This window comes from Gemmatimonadota bacterium, assembly GCA_009692115.1.
Lineage (GTDB): Bacteria > Gemmatimonadota > Gemmatimonadetes > Gemmatimonadales > GWC2-71-9 > SHZU01.
The window spans coordinates 1-14,244 of sequence record SHZU01000013.1 but is presented as its reverse complement, the minus strand read 5'-3'; the positions used below and the strand labels follow the sequence as shown (position 1 = coordinate 14,244).

Sequence of the window (14,244 nt, the reverse complement as noted above, 5' to 3'; positions counted from 1 at the left end):
AGACCGCAACAAGTTAAAAAAATCTTGCCGGGCTACCGGTTGGCCAAAACCGCGAATTCTTCCGACTTGAGCAATCGATCGTCGGAGGTGACCAGCGTCAGGCCGAGGACCTTGGCGGTGGCGGCCAGGAACCGATCGGCCGGGTCCTGATGAGACAGGGTCAGCTGCCGGCTGGCCACCGCAATGTCGTGGGTGAGCGGAGCCTCCCGGCGCGGAATGGCCCGGACCATTTGCTGGATCCACTCCGCCGCCGGCAGGCTCGGCGCGAGCCGGCCCCGTTCCGCCAGCACCAACGCCTCCCAGACGCTGATCGGTGAGAGCCAGAGTTCATTGTCAGCCGACTCGAGCGCGGTCCGAACCGCGGGCGTGAGCCGCTCCGGCTCCAGGAGGGCCCAGAGCCAGATGTGGGTGTCGAGCAGCAGCTTCACGAGCCCAAGACCTCCCAGTCGGTAGGAGCGCCCGCGGGGGCGACGAGATCACCGACAATGACGGCGGAGCCCCGCATGGCTCCCAGCCACCCATTGGCTGTGCTGGCCATCGACGGCGGAACCACCTCGGCGATCGGCTGGCCCCGGCGAGTGACGATGATCGGCGTCCCGGTCCGGTGGACCCGGTCCAGAACCGCGAGACAGGTGGCTTTGAACTCGGAAATCGGCATGGTCTCTGACGGCTTCTTGGTCATGAATAAACGTACTATAGTCAATGACTATGGTCAAATATGTCACTCGGTTTCTGACCATCGTCGCCACCTATGGTAACGGTCGAAATCCCGTCCGAAGGACCAAATTTCGCAGGATTGTACCCATTTTCAGGGGTTTTCAGCGGGTTCGGGCCGTTGCCACCGCCAGCCGCCGGGCCAGATCCTCGAGCGACGCAACCGACGCGCAGGGCAACAGCCCATCCACGAACGGCAACGCCACCCGAAGCCCCTCGACCTCCGGTTTGAACCCAGTCTGGCTGGCTAACGGATCGAGCCAATAGAGCCGGTGGCACGACCGCCGGAGCTTGGCCATCTCGGCGCCGAGCACGGTGGCATCGCCGCGTTCCCAGCCGTCCGATACCAGCAACACCACCGATCCGCTCCGGATCGTTCGCCGGACCCAGCGGCGGTTGAGTTCCCGGAGGCTCTCGCCGATCCGGGTCCCGCCGTTCCAATCCACGACCGTGAGGCCGACCCGGGCCAGGGCCGTGTCGGGGTCGCGGACCCTGAGTTCGCGGGTGATCCGGGTGAGCCGAGTCCCGAAGACGAAGACTTCGACCGGGGCGCCCGATTGACTCATCGCGTGGGCAAACCGGAGCATCAGCCGGCTGTACCGTTCCATCGAGCCGCTGATATCACAAATCACCACGATCGGCCGGGGGCGTTTGGGGTGGTGGACCCAATCCCACCGGATCGGTTCGCCGAAGGTCCGGAGGGCGGCCCGGAGCATCCGGGCCCGGGCGGGACGCTGGCCCCGGTGCCGCGACCCGATCCACCGCCGCGACGGCCGCCGAGGCAAGGAGGGACGGAGCGCCGCCAGCATGGCCAGGGCGTCGCGGGCTTCGGCGGGCGTGAGCGATGCGAAGTCCGCGTGCTTGAGTCGTTCGGCGTGGCCGGCCAGCGTCGGCTCGGTGATCGCGGGGACGTCATCCAAGGTGAGTTCAGCTGGAGGGGCGGCGGCGGGAAAGGTCGGAGCCTTGGCTGGGTCCTGGTTCATCCGGGGGAGCACCGGGGCGTCGTCGCCTAACGGGGCGTAGCGGCGCCAGAACAGGCCGAACGCCTGGTCGTAGAGCTCCCGGTCTTCCCGGCGGCGGACGAAGATCGACCGGCCCGCCGCGCGGACCGCCGCTTTCCGGTCCCACCCCACGGTGTCGATCGCTTGGCCGAACAGCCGGGTCGAGTCTGGCGTGACGGACAATCCCGCGCGGCGAAGCAGTCGCCCGAAGGTGACCAAGTTCGCCGTGATCACCGGCCCGCCTGGATCTCCGCCAAAAGAGTCCGGGCCGCGTCGCCCCGGATCCGGGACACGTCTTCTTGATACTTGAGCAACACGCCGAGACTCCGGTCGATATCCTCGGGGCCGAGCTGGCGGGCGCCTAACGAATCGAGCGCGGCGGCCCAGTCGATGGTTTCGGCTACTCCAGGAAGCTTCGACAGGTCGGAGGTCCGGAGCCGCTGGACGAACGCCACCACCTCGGCGGCCAGCCGGTCGGGCAGCTGGGGCAGCCGGGCCTTCAAGATCGCGAGTTCCCGCGTGGCGGAGGGATAGTCGATCCAGTGATAGAAGCAGCGCCGTTTCAGGGCGTCGTGCACTTCCCGGGTCCGGTTGCTGGTCAAGATCACGTAGGGCTTGATCTTGGCCTTGATGGTGCCGAGTTCGGGGATGGTGATCGCGAAATCGGCCAGCAGTTCGAGCAGGAAGGCTTCGAACTCCTCGTCGGCCCGGTCGATTTCGTCGATCAGCAACACCGGCGGCGCCGCGCTCACCGATTCGATGGCGCGGAGCAGCGGCCGGCGGACCAGAAACTCCGGTCCGAAGATGTTCTTGGTCTGGGCGCTTCCGGCCTCGCCCCGGGCTTCGAGCAAGCGGATCTCGAGCATCTGGCGGGGGTAATCCCACTCGTAGAGCGCGGTGGCGGCGTCGATGCCTTCGTAGCACTGGAGCCGGATCAACTCGCCGCCGGTGACGGTGGCCAGGGTCCGGGCCAATTCGGTCTTGCCGACCCCCGCTTCGCCCTCCAGGAACAATGGCCGGCCGAGTTTCAGGGCCAGGAACAACGCCGTGGCCACGTCGACATCCGCCAGGTATCCCTCGGCGGCAAATCCGGTTTCGAGATCGGCAACGGTGCTGAAAGGGCTGGTCATGGCGGGAAGATAAGATCGGTCAGGAACATGTGACCAGGCGCGTGGGTGATCAGGAAACTCGGCCGCGACGCCAACGCGACGGCCTGGGGCGTGACCCCGCAGGCCCAGAACACCGGGACGTCGCCGGGAAGGGCTTCAGGCGGATCGCCCCAGTCGGGCCGGGTGAGATCGGTGATCCCAATGGCCCCCGGGTTCCCGATATGGATCGGCTCGCCATGGGCGTCGGGAAACCGGCCGCTCGTGGTCACCGCCAAATCCACGAGGTGCTCGGGGATCGGCCGCATCGACACCACCATCGGACCGCGGAATGGTCCAGCCGGTTGGCAGGCGATCGAGGTCCGATACATCGGGACATTCCGTCCCCGGGCTTGATGGCGCACCGGAACGCCGGCGGCGACGAGCGCCGATTCGAACGTGAAGGAGCAGCCGAGCAGAAAGGCTACCAAGTCGTCGCGCCACCATTCGGTGGCATCGGTCACCTCGGCCACCAGGTTCCCGTCGCGATAGACCCGGTACCGGGGCAGGTCGGTTCGGAGATCGGCGCCCGGCGCGACCCGGGCCGGTTCGAACTCACCGGGCTCGGTGACGTCGAGCAGGGGGCAGGGCTTCGGATTCAATTCACAGAACCGCCGGAAATCGGCGGCCAAGCCGGCTGGGAGCACCGCGAGATTGGCCTGGGCATAGCCGGGCGCCAGCCCGCTGGTGACACCAGTGATCCGGCCGGCGCGGATCTCGGCGCGGATCTGCCGGGCGTCCATCTAACCGATCACCGTCAGGTGGGCGCGGGCAGGCTGCCGAGGGCCCGTTCGAGCGATCGTCCGAGCCCAAGCAGGCCCCGATCGCTCCCACTCGGCCCGTCAAACTCCAAACTCACCGGCAGGCCGCCCGAGGTGAGGCCGGCCGGGAGTACCAGACCCGGAAGACCAGTGGTACTGCCGGGGGCAATGTTTCGGGCGATCGCCGTGTCGAACGGGATCGTCTTCCCTCCGAGTTCCACCGTGTCGGTCCCGATCGGCACGGCCGGCATCCGGGTGGCCGGGAACACCAGCGCCGCGACGCCGTTGGCCGCAAAGTACGCCTGAAAGACGGCCTTGAGCCGGGGAAGGTGGACGTCCCGGGCCGCGAGGTAGGCCGATTTCGAGACGGCGCCCTTCGCGCCGGGAGCAAAGAGATCGAAGGCCTGCTTGATGTCGGGGCTTGCCTGGGCCCGGACTTGCTCGAAGGTGACCCCGGTGTCGTAGTCCGCCAGAAACTTGATCAGGCTCGGGACCAGGTCGTGGACTTGAATCTGAAAGGTCGTCAGGCCGATCAGCCGGGCCAGATCGGGCACCTCGGCCTCGACCAGGATGGCGCCGGCGTCGGTCAGCCGTTTGAGGGCTTCATTGGTGATCCGTTCGACCTCGGGGTCGAGCCCTTCGAAGTAGTACCGGCGGGAGACACCGAGCCTAACGCCGGCCAGCGGCACCGGTTCGATCGGCCCGGTGGTGCCGGAGACGACGGCATCGAACAGAGCCAGATCGGCCACCGACCTGGCATGAGGCCCCACTTGGTCGAACAGCGGGGTGATCGGCACCGCGCCGGCGGTCGAGTAGCGGCCCGTGGTGGGCCGGAATCCGGCGACTCCGCAGAGTGCCGCCGGGACCCGGATCGACCCCTCGGTGTCCTCGGCGACGCCTAACGGCGCCATCCGCGACGCCACGGCCGCGGCCGTGCCCCCGCTGCTGCCGCCCGGGATTCGGGTCGGGTCGTACGGGTTGCCCACCGGGCCGAAGGCTTGATTGGCGCTGGTCCAACCGAGCGAGAGCTCATGGAGGTTGGTCTTGCCGAGGACGATGGCGCCGGCCCCGATGAGGGCCGCGACCACCGGCGCGTCGGCCTTCGGCCGGAAGTTACGGAGGGCGGGCGTGCCCGCGGTGGTCGGGAGGTCCTTGGTGTTGATGCTGTCTTTGATCGGGATCGGGAGCCCGTGAAGCGCACCAAGTGTGGCGCCGGCTTTGCGGCGACCGTCCGCGTCGCGGGCGGCGGCCAGGACCCGCGGGGGGTCGAGGGTGATGAAGGCGTTGAGTCGTTTCCGCGCTTCGCACCGTTCCAGCAGCGCCCCGGCGTACCGCTCGGCCGTGAAATCGCCCTTGGTCATCCCGGCCACCGCATCTACCGCGCTCAACTCGAGCAATTCGGCCGAGGCGATTGGCGGCGGCGGGGTCGCGGGCCGGCAGGCCAAGGCGCCGGCGGCGGCCGCGGCGGCCACGAACTCCCGGCGGGACCATTCAGTGGATTCAGTCATCGGGGCTCCGAGGCCTTGGATACCGCAGCGGCGAAATCTCGCCAAAACTCCTCGGCCAGCCGCCGGGAGGTTCCTTCGAGAAGCCGGGCGCCGATGCTCGCGATGGTGCCACCCACTTCGCTGTCGGCGGTCCAGTTGAGTTTGATCCCGCCGGGCGCGTCTTCCAAGTGGAACGAGGTCGTGGCGTCGAGGGTCGAGCCGGGCGCCTTCCCGCGGACTCGCATCTTGGCGGTTTGCCCCTCGACGATGTCGAACAACTCGGCCGTCAACTTGAACTTGAGCTTGAGCGAGCCGATCCCGAGCCCCGCGGTTACCGTGAAATGGGTCGGGTCGATGGTGTCGACCTTCTCGATGGCCGGCGCCGAGGCCGCGACGAAGGTCGGGTCGAGCAACGCCTTCCAGACTTGGGCGCGGCTAGCCCGGATTTCGGGGGCGCCGCCAAAACTCATTCTCATGTCAGCTTCTCGAGATCCTTCGGGGTGTCGACATCGGGATTGGTCCCGGGCAGGTCAACATACCGCCACTCGCGGCCTTGCTGCTTGATGACCGCGTCGAGGCCGTGGTCGCCCTCGGTGGCTTCGAGCAAGCCGAAATGGACCCGCCCCACCAACACCGGGTGACCCGGCTCCTCCGGCGCCTCGGCGTACCGGGGCCGGACCAACGCCGCCGGCGACCCGCCGGCCCGGCCGATTACCGCCCGGATTGCGTCGACCGAGAGTTTCGGCTGATCGCCTAACACCAGCAGCACGCCGGTCACGCTCCGGAGGTCGTGCATCGCGGTCATGGTGACCATGCCGGCCTTGATGGTTTCGGCAATGGCCGGCCGCGACCGGGTTACCAGGACGGCATCGAATCCGGCCTCGTGGGCCAGGGTTCCGATGGCCGGATGCTCGGGCGGATACACCACGAACACCTCCGAGACCAACCCTTCGGCTTGGGCCGACACCAAGGTGGCGAGCACCGATGCGATCAGCGGCCGCCCGTTCCAGGGAGCTAAGAGCTTCGGCGTGTCGCCGCCGAACCGGGTGCCGGCGCCGGCGGCCAGGACGATCGCGTGAACCGTCATGACTCGGCCCGCGACAACGTTCGGGGCCCGAAGAACACCACCAGGAGCAAGGAGAGCACGAGATGGGTCGCCACGAGCGCGACCGGGCCGGCCAATCCGCCCCGGTCGATGGCGAGGTAGCCGGCCCAGGCATTCCCGGCTCCGTGGTACACCGCGGCCAGCAGCACGCTGCCGCCGGTATTGGTGAAGATCCAGGTCAGTTGGAACGACAGCGCCACGACCAAGCCGGCGTAACCCAGGAACGCGGGCAGGAAGCCGATCTGCTCGGCCAGAGTGTTGTAGGCCTCACCTTTGACCAGGAAGAGCGGGATGTGCCAGAGGGCGTGGAACCCGCCGATGATCAGGGTTGCGATCAGGGCGCCGAGCTGGAGGAACTTGGGTGACAGCCAGCCGGCCAGCACGGGGGCTACCAGGGCCGGCCCGAACGCCACGGCCACGAGGAACAACGACAGCGCTGGGTGTTTCCTTACGAATTCCGGCATCCTGAATTATCGGGCTCGGGCGCGCAGTCGACAAGGAGGCGGTATTTTGCCCTATGACCTTCGTCGCCAATCTGCTGCTCCTGGTTGCCGCCTTCCTCGGCGCCCAACTGGCCGTGGCGTGGGGTGAACTCGGCAGTTACCCACTCCATGGCGACAAGAGCGGGATGGCCGGCTTCGGTGCGATCATCATCCTGATGCCGATGCGGTGGCTGGCCGTGGCGGTGGCGCTGGCGATCGGCGTTGGGCGGCGGGCCCAGGTGATGATGGTGCTGGCCCTGCATCTCGCGCTCGGGGTGGCGGCCTATCGGGTATTCGAGTGGATTGCCGCCGCGATTCAACGCGACCTCGGGGGACCCCAGAAGGTCGCGATCGGGTTCGGCGTAGTGGTGCCGGTGGCGGTGTGGCTGACGGCGTTCTGGGCGGTCAACCGGCAGTGGTTGGGGCGCCGTCCGGTGGTCACGGCGCTCGTTGTGGTGGCGGTGCTGGCCGGCCATCTAGCCGGCTGGCGGAGCGGGTCCATTCGCTAAGGTGCCCGCCCCGCTCGATCTCCGGTAGCCCCCGGCTACGGGAACCGGACTTTCACCGGCGGGCCGAAGCTGGCGGCAGTCGGTGCTGGTCGAGTTCTACACCAACGAGCAGCCGTTTCCGCACCTCCTCGACTTGGGCTACCGGGCGGTCCGGACCGCCCGGTACAAATACGTCCACTGGATCAAGTTTCCGGAGCAGGATGAGTTGTACGGCCTGAAGCGCGATTCGCTCGAGCGCCGGAACGTGGCGGCGGACCCGGCGATGGCGGGGGTGCGGTCGCGGATGCGGGCGGAACTGGCGCGATTGGTGGTGGAAGCCCTTGGGCTCAAGACCCGCTAGTTAGGCCCGTCGCCCCAGATCTCGGCGAAGTATTCAGCCAGGTCGAGTTCGAACGGCTCGAGGTCCGGCCTCGGCTGCCACACCGCTCGAACGAGACAGATCTCCGGGCGGGCGTCGGCGGGCTGCCAGCGTTCGACGATCCAGTACTCGCCCACGCCCGCCCGCTGGTACGCCGGCCGCTTCACTTTCCTGTCGCCCCGACCCGTGGAGGGCGACAGGATCTCCGCGATGAAGGAGGGCACCCCCCAACGCGGTCTGAATGGCTCGCTTGGCCGCCACTCGCGCCAAGTGCGACTCGTGGTCGTCTACCTGCGGGGGCCCGGGACGCCGGCGCGATTCAGTTTGCCGGCGGTTCGACGCGCGCGTAGTAGCCGTCCCCCACGATCAGCCGCGTCACCTTCCCGTTCTCCTCGGCAAACCGCACCACCTCTCCCACCTCTCCGCCGCCCGACTTCGCCAGGTAACGGAACCGCCCGCCGCCGAGCGGCTCGAGTGTGCCTTGGTCGTCGACGTTAGGTTCGGTCGGGTCGATGAGCACGAGCTTCTCCTTGGTGACGACCACCTGCTGGTCGCCCCAGGCGCCGCGATAGAGCCCGGCAAATCGCGTCCACGCCGGGTCCCACGCCACCACCACCGGCTTCGGGGCCGCCGCCTTCGCCACCGCGGCTCCCACCGTGGCCATCAACTGCCGGGCGATCGCGCTGGGATCCGAATCGTTGGTGTTCGTCAGGACGATGACCCCGACCCTGTCGTCGAGCTGGATCAGGGTTTGGGTCGTGTTGCCGAGGTAGCCGCCGCCGTGTCCGACGTAGGTGCGGTCCTTGATCCGGCTGATCCAGAAGCCGACTCCCGTTCCGTAGGTCCAGTCCTCCTCGACCGAGCGGACCCGGTGCATCAGCCGGAGCGACGCGGTGCTGAGGATCTGCGATCCTCCCGTCTTGCCGGCGCGGAACTGCGCCGAGACGAACTTTGCCATGTCGTCCACGTTCGAGGAGACTCCGGTCGCCGCGGCCATGCCGCGGGCATCGATGAACGGAATGACCGCCCGCGTCCCGTCGGGCATCCGGCGCCCGTAGCCGACCGTCAGCCCGGGGACGTTCTGGTCCACGCTCGACCCCGCCATGCCTAACGGGTCGAAGATGTGGCGTTGCACGTAGTCGCTCCACCGCTCGCCGCTCACCGCCTCGACCACCATCCCGGCGATCGTATAGGCCAGGTTCGAGTACTTCCAACGGGTCGCCGGCGGCAGGGCGGCCTGCCGGTCGGCCATCAGCCGCTTGATCTCCTCGCCGGTGGGGAACTGGTTCGACGACCAGTGATCCCCCGCTTCCCGGGGGAGCCCGGAGGCGTGGGTGAGCAGCTCCTCGATCGTGACCTCGCCGTCGTCGCTGCCCGCCGGCCGGAGGGTGAACCACGGGAGGTACTTCGCGACCGGTTCGTCGAGGCGGAGCTTCCCTTGCTCGCGGAGCTGCATGATCGCCGTCGCCGTGAACAGCTTGCTGTGCGACGCCATCCGGAAGAGCGTGCTCGGCGACATCGGCCGCCTCGCCGTCAGGTCGGCGAGGCCGAACCCCTTCGACCAAACGAGCTGTTGATCGCTCACCACGCCGACGGCGATCCCCGGCAATCCCCGATAGGCGATCTGCCCTTCCAACCACGCCGAAAACAGCCGCTCGGCCCCCAGAACGTCGGGGTCGGCAGCGACGCCCGATGAGGCCGCCGGCGCCTGCGCGGCGAGCGGCCGGCCGGCCAAGGGGCCACCGGTGAGGGGTGCCGAAACGAGAGCCATCGTCGAGCCGGCGACGACGGCGAAGCAACGGACGATTCGCAGGGGATGATGCATGGTGCCTCTGGTGGCAGGATCGTCAAACGCGCCGAAGGGACTAGCTTCGAGGTTCCGAACCTACCGCGTCCGCGGCGGACGGGCCAGGGGGACAGTGCGAGATCTCGGCGGCTACCCGGTCAGGCGCCGGCGAGGTTGTAGTAGGCGTCACTCCCCTCAGGCCTGCGGCCCCTCGCCCCACACCTCGGCGAAATATTCACCCAGGTCGAGTTCGAACGGCTCGAGGTCCGGCGTCGGTTGCCACGCCGCCCTGACGAGGCAGATCTCCGGGCGGGCGTCGGCCGGCTGCCAGCGTTCGACGGTCCGCGAGTCCGGATCGACGATCCAGTACTCGCCCACGCCCGCCCGCTGATACGCCGGCCGCTTCACCTTCCGGTCGCCCCGGCCGGTTGAGGGCGACAGGATCTCCGCGATGAAGGATGGAACTCCGCAGTCGGGCCAGTCGCGTAGCTTGCGGGTATCGACCTCAGAGACGACAAAGAGGTCCGGCTGGACGACGTACTCCCGGCCGAAGTCGAGGTCAGCTGGAGCGAACAACGTCGTGCCGAGCCGATGGCGGGTGACGTAGTGATCGAGTCGGCGAAAGAGCGCCGTCAGGGCGAGCTGATGGATCGGCCGGGGCGACGGGCTCACGAGCAGTTCGCCGTCGACGAGTTCGTAGCGCTTCCCGTCGTCCGGAAGCGCCAGCACCTGTTCGCGGGTCCAGTGTCGCACCACGTCGGGCATGCCCATATGCTATCCTCCTCGGCGATGGCTCGGCAAGTCATCCGCCCAAGCTGGTGACGCAGCGCCGGAAGGTGCTAACCCTATTAATGCGAAACGGGGCCCTTCAAACGCAAGGACCCCGTTCGACCCATCAAACGCTCGTCCGATGGTTCAGCCGGCCCGGCCTAACGCCGCCTGGATGGCCCGCTTCGCCGCCACCCGCGCCAAGTGCGACCGGTACTCCGCCGAGGCGTGAATGTCCGCATTGACCGAAATCCCGTTCAGGATCCCGGCCAAGGCCGCCTCGAGTTCCCCGTCCTCACCATGGGTGCCGACCGCCGCCGAGGCATCAGCCAGGAAGGCTTTGTCCCCGACACCGGTGATGGCCAGGGTGACGCCGGTGATGGTCTTCCGGCTCTTGGTCACCACCGCCGCGGCCGCCGCGATCGCGTAGCCCGAGGCCTTCTGCTCGAAGCTCACGTACGCCGAGCCGGACTTCTTAGGAGCCGCGGGGACGATGATCTCGTAGAAGATCTCGTCGTCCTTCAAAGCGGTGGCAAAGGCGCCCTGGAAGAACTCCCGGGCCGGGACCGAGCGCTTCCCGGCCTTGGACCGGAGATTGAACGTGGCGTCCAAGGCCATCATCACGGCCGGCATGTCGCTGGCCGGATCGGCGTGGGCCAACCCGCCCCCGACCGTGCCCCGGTTCCGCACCTGGGTGTCCCCGATCGTCTCGGTGGCCTCGGCCAAGAGCGGGGCCCGTTCCTTCACGGCGCCCGAGTCGAGGATGTCGCGATAGGTGGTGGCGGCGCCGATCCGAAGGCCTTTGCCCTTGACGTCGATGCCCTTCAACTCGTCGATCCCGCCGATGTCGACCAGTTTGGCCGGCTGGGCCAACCGGAACTTCATCAACGGCAGCAGGCTGTGTCCCCCGGCCAGCAACTTGGCCTCACCGGCGGCCAACATGTTCAAAGCCTCACGCACCGTCTTGGCGCGGGCGTACTCGAATCCGACCGGAATCATTGGGCCCCTCCCTTCGCCTGCTGAATTGCGGCCCAGACGCGGGCCGGGGTCAGCGGTTTGTCGATATGGTTGATGCCGAGCGGGCTCAAGGCGTCGATGACCGCATTGACGATACAGGGCACCGAGGCGATCGTGCCGGCCTCGCCGATGCCCTTGACGCCTAACGGGTTCACCGTCGTCGGGGTGTAGGTGTAGTGCGACTCGATCCGGGGCATCTGGCTCGCTTTCGGCACCGCGTAGTCCATCATGGTGCCGGTCGCGAGTTGGCCGTCATCGGTGTAGATCGCGATCTCTTGCATGGCCTCGCCGACGCCCTGGATCACCCCGCCGTGGACCTGGCCCTCGACGATCATCGGGTTGATGTGGGGCCCGCAGTCGTCGACGCAGACGTACCGCAAGATCTTGGTGTCGCCGGTCTCGATGTCCACTTCCACGGTGGAGACATGGGTCCCGTAGGGGAACACGAAGTTGGTCGGGTCGAAGAACGCGTTGGCTTCGAGGCCCGGCTCCATGCCCGCGGGCATGTTCCAGGCAACGTTGGCCATCAGGGCCAACTCGCCGAACGATTTCGACTGAGTGGGCGAGCCTTTGACCTGGAACTTGCCCTCGTTCCACTCGAGGTCGTTCTCGTTGGCCTCGAGCAGGTGGGCGGCCAGTTTCTTGGCCTTTTCCTTGACCTTGACGGCCGCGTTCTTGAGGGCGGCGCCGCCGACCGCCGTGGTCCGGCTGCCGTAGGTGCCCCAGCCTTGGGCGGTATTGTCGGTGTCACCCGCCACGATTTCCACCGATTCCACCGGGACCCCGAACTCGTCGGCCACGATCTGGGCAAAGGTGGTTTCTTCACCCTGGCCGTGGGGCCGGGTGCCGATGTAGGCGCGGACCATGCCGGTGGGGTAGACCCGGACGATGGCCGACTCGTAGAGCCCGCCGCCGAAGCCGATCTGGCCGGCCACCTGGCTCGGTCCCAACCCGCAGATTTCGGTGTAGGTGGAGACGCCGATCCCTAAGTACTTGCCGGCCTTCCGGGCCTTGGCCTGCTCGGCCCGGAAGCCCTGGTAGTCGATGATGCCTAACGCCTTGTCCATGGCGGTGTGGTAGTCGCCGGAGTCGTAGGTGATCCCGGTGGCCACCGTGTACGGCATCTTCTCCTTCGGGATCAGGTTCTTCCGGCGGACCTCGACCGGGTCCATTCCCAACTGCCGGGCATAGGTGTCGACCAGCCGTTCGATCAGGAAGGTGGCTTCCGGGCGGCCGGCGCCGCGGTAGGCGTCGACCGGGGTGGTTGAGGTGTAGACGCCGACGATGGTGCCGTGGATGTTCGGGATCATGTAGGCGCCCGAGTACATCAGCCCGTGAAGGATCGTGGGCACGCCCGGCGCCGCGGTCGAGGCGTAGGCGCCGAGCCCGGCGTAGACCTTGGTGCGGATCCCGGTGATGGTGCCGTCTTTGGTGCCGCACATCTCGACGTACTCGATGTGATCGCGGCCGTGGGTCGTCACCGTGTAGTTCTCGGACCGGTCTTCGGTCCATTTGACCGAGCGGCCGAGCGTCATGGCCGCGTAGCTCACCAGGGCCTCATCGGCGTAGACCGCGAGCTTGCTGCCGAACCCGCCGCCGACGTCGGGCGAAACGACCCGGACCTTGTGCTCGGGCAGGCCGAGCATCAGGGAGCAGAGGAACCGGTGGATGTGGGGGTTTTGGCTGGTGGTCCAGAGGGTCAGCTGGCCCATGGCCTTGTTGAAGGTGGCCACCGCGGCGCGGGGCTCCATGGCGGTCGGCAGCAACCGCTGCTGGACGATCCGGAGCTTGACCTTGACCGGGGCACTCGCAAACGCCGCCTCGGCGTCGCCGCCCGCCACCACCCACGTCAACGCGACGTTGTTCGGCACCTCGGCGTGGAGCTGCGGCGCTCCGGGCTGGGTGGCCTTCTCGGGGTCGACGGTGGCGCCGAGCGGTTCGTAGTCCACGTCGACCAAGTCCACCGCGTCCCGGGCCGCCGCGCGCGACTCGGCCACGATCAGGGCCACCCCGTCGCCGACGTAGCGGACCTTGTCGACGGCCAGCATGTGGTGGGGCGGGGTGATCAGCCCGCAGCCGGGGACGTTGAAGGCGCAGGGCACCGTCCCGACCTTGCCGACGAGGTCTTTGCCGGTGATGACGGCAATGACGCCGGGCGCTTTCCGGGCGGCGTCGACGTCGATCCGGGTGATCTTGGCGTGGGCGTAGGGGCTTCGGACCACGGCCGCGTAGGCCAGGTCGGGGAGTTTGACGTCGTCGGTGAAGAGGCCGGTGCCGGCGAGGAACCGGGGGTCTTCGCGCCGTTTGATGCCGGAACCGAATAGCGTAGCCATATAAGGATGCCCCCTCAGCTCGCCGCGGCGGTTTTCACCGCCTCGACGATGTTCTGGTAGCCGGTACAGCGGCAGTAGTTGCCCTCGAGGGCGTGGCGGATCTCGGCTTCGGTGGGGGACGGGTTAGACGCCAGGAGGTCGGCGGCCGTCATGATCATGCCGGGGGTGCAGAACCCGCACTGGAGCCCGTGTTTTTCCCAGAAGGCGGCCTGGAGCTTGTGGAGGCCGGCGGCGGTGCTCATGCCCTCGATGGTGGTGATCTCGGCGCCGTCGGCTTGGACGGCCAGGACGGTACAGCTCTTGGCGGCGCGGCCGTTCAGGTGGACGGTGCAGGCGCCGCATTGGCTGGTGTCGCAGCCGACGTGGGTGCCGGTCAGGTTCAGGGTATCGCGGAGGACGTGGACCAGGAGGGCGCGGGGTTCCACGTCGACGGCGTGGGCGGTCCCGTTGACCTTGAGGGTAATGGAATGCTTCATGGCTGCTCCCCGAGAGGTTGGTGCCGAGGGTGGGATTAGGGATGAGTCTACGTCTAGAAGGCGGTGTCAGCAAGCGAGTTGGGTGTGGCGGGGGGCTTGGAGTGCAACGGTTGGGTGACGGGGGGTGGGTGGGTGGTTTTGGGGGGGGTAGGATCGGCGGAGCGGCGGGGTCGCCATGATTAGTATTCGACGATGGAAGCCGCCAAATCGTTGCAAGCCGAGACTCACGCCGTACCGGGCGGTCTGAAACCACCGCTCTGGCCTCGTCAGGCCTGGTACCGATGCGACCCCACCCGTTTCCC

General features: G+C 67.7%; 17 protein-coding genes. 2 read left to right on the top strand and 15 right to left on the bottom strand.

Annotated features, from left to right (window positions below; genetic code table 11):
- Positions 1 to 32: 32 nt before the first annotated feature.
- From EXR94_13430 to EXR94_13390, 9 genes are all read right to left on the bottom strand, one after another.
- Entirely contained in the window at positions 33 to 446 is a 414-nt protein-coding gene (locus tag EXR94_13430) for a type II toxin-antitoxin system VapC family toxin (protein ID MSR03716.1), read from the bottom strand.
- Entirely contained in the window at positions 425 to 682 is a 258-nt protein-coding gene (locus tag EXR94_13425) for a type II toxin-antitoxin system Phd/YefM family antitoxin (protein MSR03715.1), read from the bottom strand. The genes EXR94_13430 and EXR94_13425 overlap by 22 nt, the downstream gene beginning before the upstream one ends.
- Positions 683 to 818: 136 nt before the next feature.
- Positions 819 to 1,949: a VWA domain-containing protein gene (locus EXR94_13420; GenBank protein ID MSR03714.1), complete on the bottom strand. Its 1,131-nt coding sequence runs from the start codon at positions 1,947 to 1,949 to the stop codon at positions 819 to 821.
- Complete coding sequence (locus EXR94_13415; GenBank protein MSR03713.1) at positions 1,946 to 2,845, bottom strand: MoxR family ATPase; 900 nt, start codon at positions 2,843 to 2,845, stop codon at positions 1,946 to 1,948. The genes EXR94_13420 and EXR94_13415 overlap by 4 nt, the downstream gene beginning before the upstream one ends.
- The gene (locus EXR94_13410; protein MSR03712.1) at positions 2,842 to 3,603 is read right to left on the bottom strand and encodes a putative hydro-lyase; all 762 of its coding nucleotides are present in this window, start codon (positions 3,601 to 3,603) and stop codon (positions 2,842 to 2,844) included. The genes EXR94_13415 and EXR94_13410 overlap by 4 nt, the downstream gene beginning before the upstream one ends.
- Positions 3,604 to 3,617: 14 nt before the next feature.
- On the bottom strand, positions 3,618 to 5,129 hold the full coding sequence (locus EXR94_13405; protein ID MSR03711.1) for a hypothetical protein: 1,512 nt from the start codon (positions 5,127 to 5,129) through the stop codon (positions 3,618 to 3,620).
- Positions 5,126 to 5,584, bottom strand: a complete 459-nt coding sequence (locus EXR94_13400; GenBank protein MSR03710.1) for a hypothetical protein — start codon at positions 5,582 to 5,584, stop codon at positions 5,126 to 5,128. The genes EXR94_13405 and EXR94_13400 overlap by 4 nt, the downstream gene beginning before the upstream one ends.
- A complete protein-coding gene (locus tag EXR94_13395; GenBank protein MSR03709.1) occupies positions 5,581 to 6,195 on the bottom strand; it encodes a nucleotidyltransferase family protein in 615 nt (204 codons plus the stop codon). Before EXR94_13395 ends, EXR94_13400 begins: the two co-directional genes overlap by 4 nt.
- Positions 6,192 to 6,677, bottom strand: coding sequence for a hypothetical protein (locus EXR94_13390; GenBank protein ID MSR03708.1), 486 nt, complete (start codon positions 6,675 to 6,677; stop codon positions 6,192 to 6,194). The genes EXR94_13395 and EXR94_13390 overlap by 4 nt, the downstream gene beginning before the upstream one ends.
- Before the next feature lie 53 nt (positions 6,678 to 6,730).
- On the opposite strand from EXR94_13390, the gene EXR94_13385 reads away from it, so the two are divergent.
- Together EXR94_13385 and EXR94_13380 are read left to right on the top strand one after the other, a co-directional pair.
- Positions 6,731 to 7,204, top strand: a complete 474-nt coding sequence (locus EXR94_13385) for a hypothetical protein (GenBank protein ID MSR03707.1) — start codon at positions 6,731 to 6,733, stop codon at positions 7,202 to 7,204.
- 82 nt (positions 7,205 to 7,286) lie between these two features.
- Positions 7,287 to 7,544: a DUF4976 domain-containing protein gene (locus EXR94_13380; protein ID MSR03706.1), complete on the top strand. Its 258-nt coding sequence runs from the start codon at positions 7,287 to 7,289 to the stop codon at positions 7,542 to 7,544.
- Here EXR94_13380 and EXR94_13375 read toward each other — a convergent pair.
- The 6 genes from EXR94_13375 to EXR94_13350 all read right to left on the bottom strand — a co-directional run bounded on the left by EXR94_13375 (position 7,541) and on the right by EXR94_13350 (position 13,942).
- Positions 7,541 to 7,786, bottom strand: coding sequence for a Uma2 family endonuclease (locus EXR94_13375; protein ID MSR03705.1), 246 nt, complete (start codon positions 7,784 to 7,786; stop codon positions 7,541 to 7,543). The two genes, EXR94_13380 and EXR94_13375, sit on opposite strands and share 4 nt — an antisense overlap.
- 95 nt (positions 7,787 to 7,881) lie before the next feature.
- Positions 7,882 to 9,333 (bottom strand): class A beta-lactamase-related serine hydrolase, encoded by a 1,452-nt coding sequence (locus EXR94_13370; GenBank protein ID MSR03704.1) that lies wholly within the window; start codon positions 9,331 to 9,333, stop codon positions 7,882 to 7,884.
- A gap of 210 nt (positions 9,334 to 9,543) precedes the next feature.
- Entirely contained in the window at positions 9,544 to 10,119 is a 576-nt protein-coding gene (locus EXR94_13365; protein ID MSR03703.1) for a Uma2 family endonuclease, read from the bottom strand.
- Positions 10,120 to 10,263: 144 nt separating this feature from the next.
- The gene (locus EXR94_13360) at positions 10,264 to 11,115 is read right to left on the bottom strand and encodes a xanthine dehydrogenase family protein subunit M (GenBank protein MSR03702.1); all 852 of its coding nucleotides are present in this window, start codon (positions 11,113 to 11,115) and stop codon (positions 10,264 to 10,266) included.
- Complete coding sequence (locus EXR94_13355; GenBank protein MSR03701.1) at positions 11,112 to 13,466, bottom strand: xanthine dehydrogenase family protein molybdopterin-binding subunit; 2,355 nt, start codon at positions 13,464 to 13,466, stop codon at positions 11,112 to 11,114. Before EXR94_13355 ends, EXR94_13360 begins: the two co-directional genes overlap by 4 nt.
- Before the next feature lie 14 nt (positions 13,467 to 13,480).
- Complete coding sequence (locus tag EXR94_13350) at positions 13,481 to 13,942, bottom strand: (2Fe-2S)-binding protein (GenBank protein ID MSR03700.1); 462 nt, start codon at positions 13,940 to 13,942, stop codon at positions 13,481 to 13,483.
- Positions 13,943 to 14,244 lie beyond the last annotated feature (302 nt).

What these genes read in the sequence shown, in the direction of transcription:
- EXR94_13355 (MSR03701.1), bottom strand. Translation starts at nt 13,466, where the DNA reads ATGGCTACGCTATTCGGTTCCGGCATCAAACGGCGCGAAGACCCCCGG.
- EXR94_13385 (MSR03707.1), top strand. Translation starts at nt 6,731, where the DNA reads ATGACCTTCGTCGCCAATCTGCTGCTCCTGGTTGCCGCCTTCCTCGGC.
- EXR94_13360 (MSR03702.1), bottom strand. Translation starts at nt 11,115, where the DNA reads ATGATTCCGGTCGGATTCGAGTACGCCCGCGCCAAGACGGTGCGTGAG.
- EXR94_13425 (MSR03715.1), bottom strand. Translation starts at nt 682, where the DNA reads ATGACCAAGAAGCCGTCAGAGACCATGCCGATTTCCGAGTTCAAAGCC.
- EXR94_13390 (MSR03708.1), bottom strand. Translation starts at nt 6,677, where the DNA reads ATGCCGGAATTCGTAAGGAAACACCCAGCGCTGTCGTTGTTCCTCGTG.
- EXR94_13365 (MSR03703.1), bottom strand. Translation starts at nt 10,119, where the DNA reads ATGGGCATGCCCGACGTGGTGCGACACTGGACCCGCGAACAGGTGCTG.
- EXR94_13400 (MSR03710.1), bottom strand. Translation starts at nt 5,584, where the DNA reads ATGAGAATGAGTTTTGGCGGCGCCCCCGAAATCCGGGCTAGCCGCGCC.
- EXR94_13415 (MSR03713.1), bottom strand. Translation starts at nt 2,845, where the DNA reads ATGACCAGCCCTTTCAGCACCGTTGCCGATCTCGAAACCGGATTTGCC.
- EXR94_13405 (MSR03711.1), bottom strand. Translation starts at nt 5,129, where the DNA reads ATGACTGAATCCACTGAATGGTCCCGCCGGGAGTTCGTGGCCGCCGCG.
- EXR94_13410 (MSR03712.1), bottom strand. Translation starts at nt 3,603, where the DNA reads ATGGACGCCCGGCAGATCCGCGCCGAGATCCGCGCCGGCCGGATCACT.
- EXR94_13395 (MSR03709.1), bottom strand. Translation starts at nt 6,195, where the DNA reads ATGACGGTTCACGCGATCGTCCTGGCCGCCGGCGCCGGCACCCGGTTC.
- EXR94_13350 (MSR03700.1), bottom strand. Translation starts at nt 13,942, where the DNA reads ATGAAGCATTCCATTACCCTCAAGGTCAACGGGACCGCCCACGCCGTC.
- EXR94_13370 (MSR03704.1), bottom strand. Translation starts at nt 9,333, where the DNA reads ATGGCTCTCGTTTCGGCACCCCTCACCGGTGGCCCCTTGGCCGGCCGG.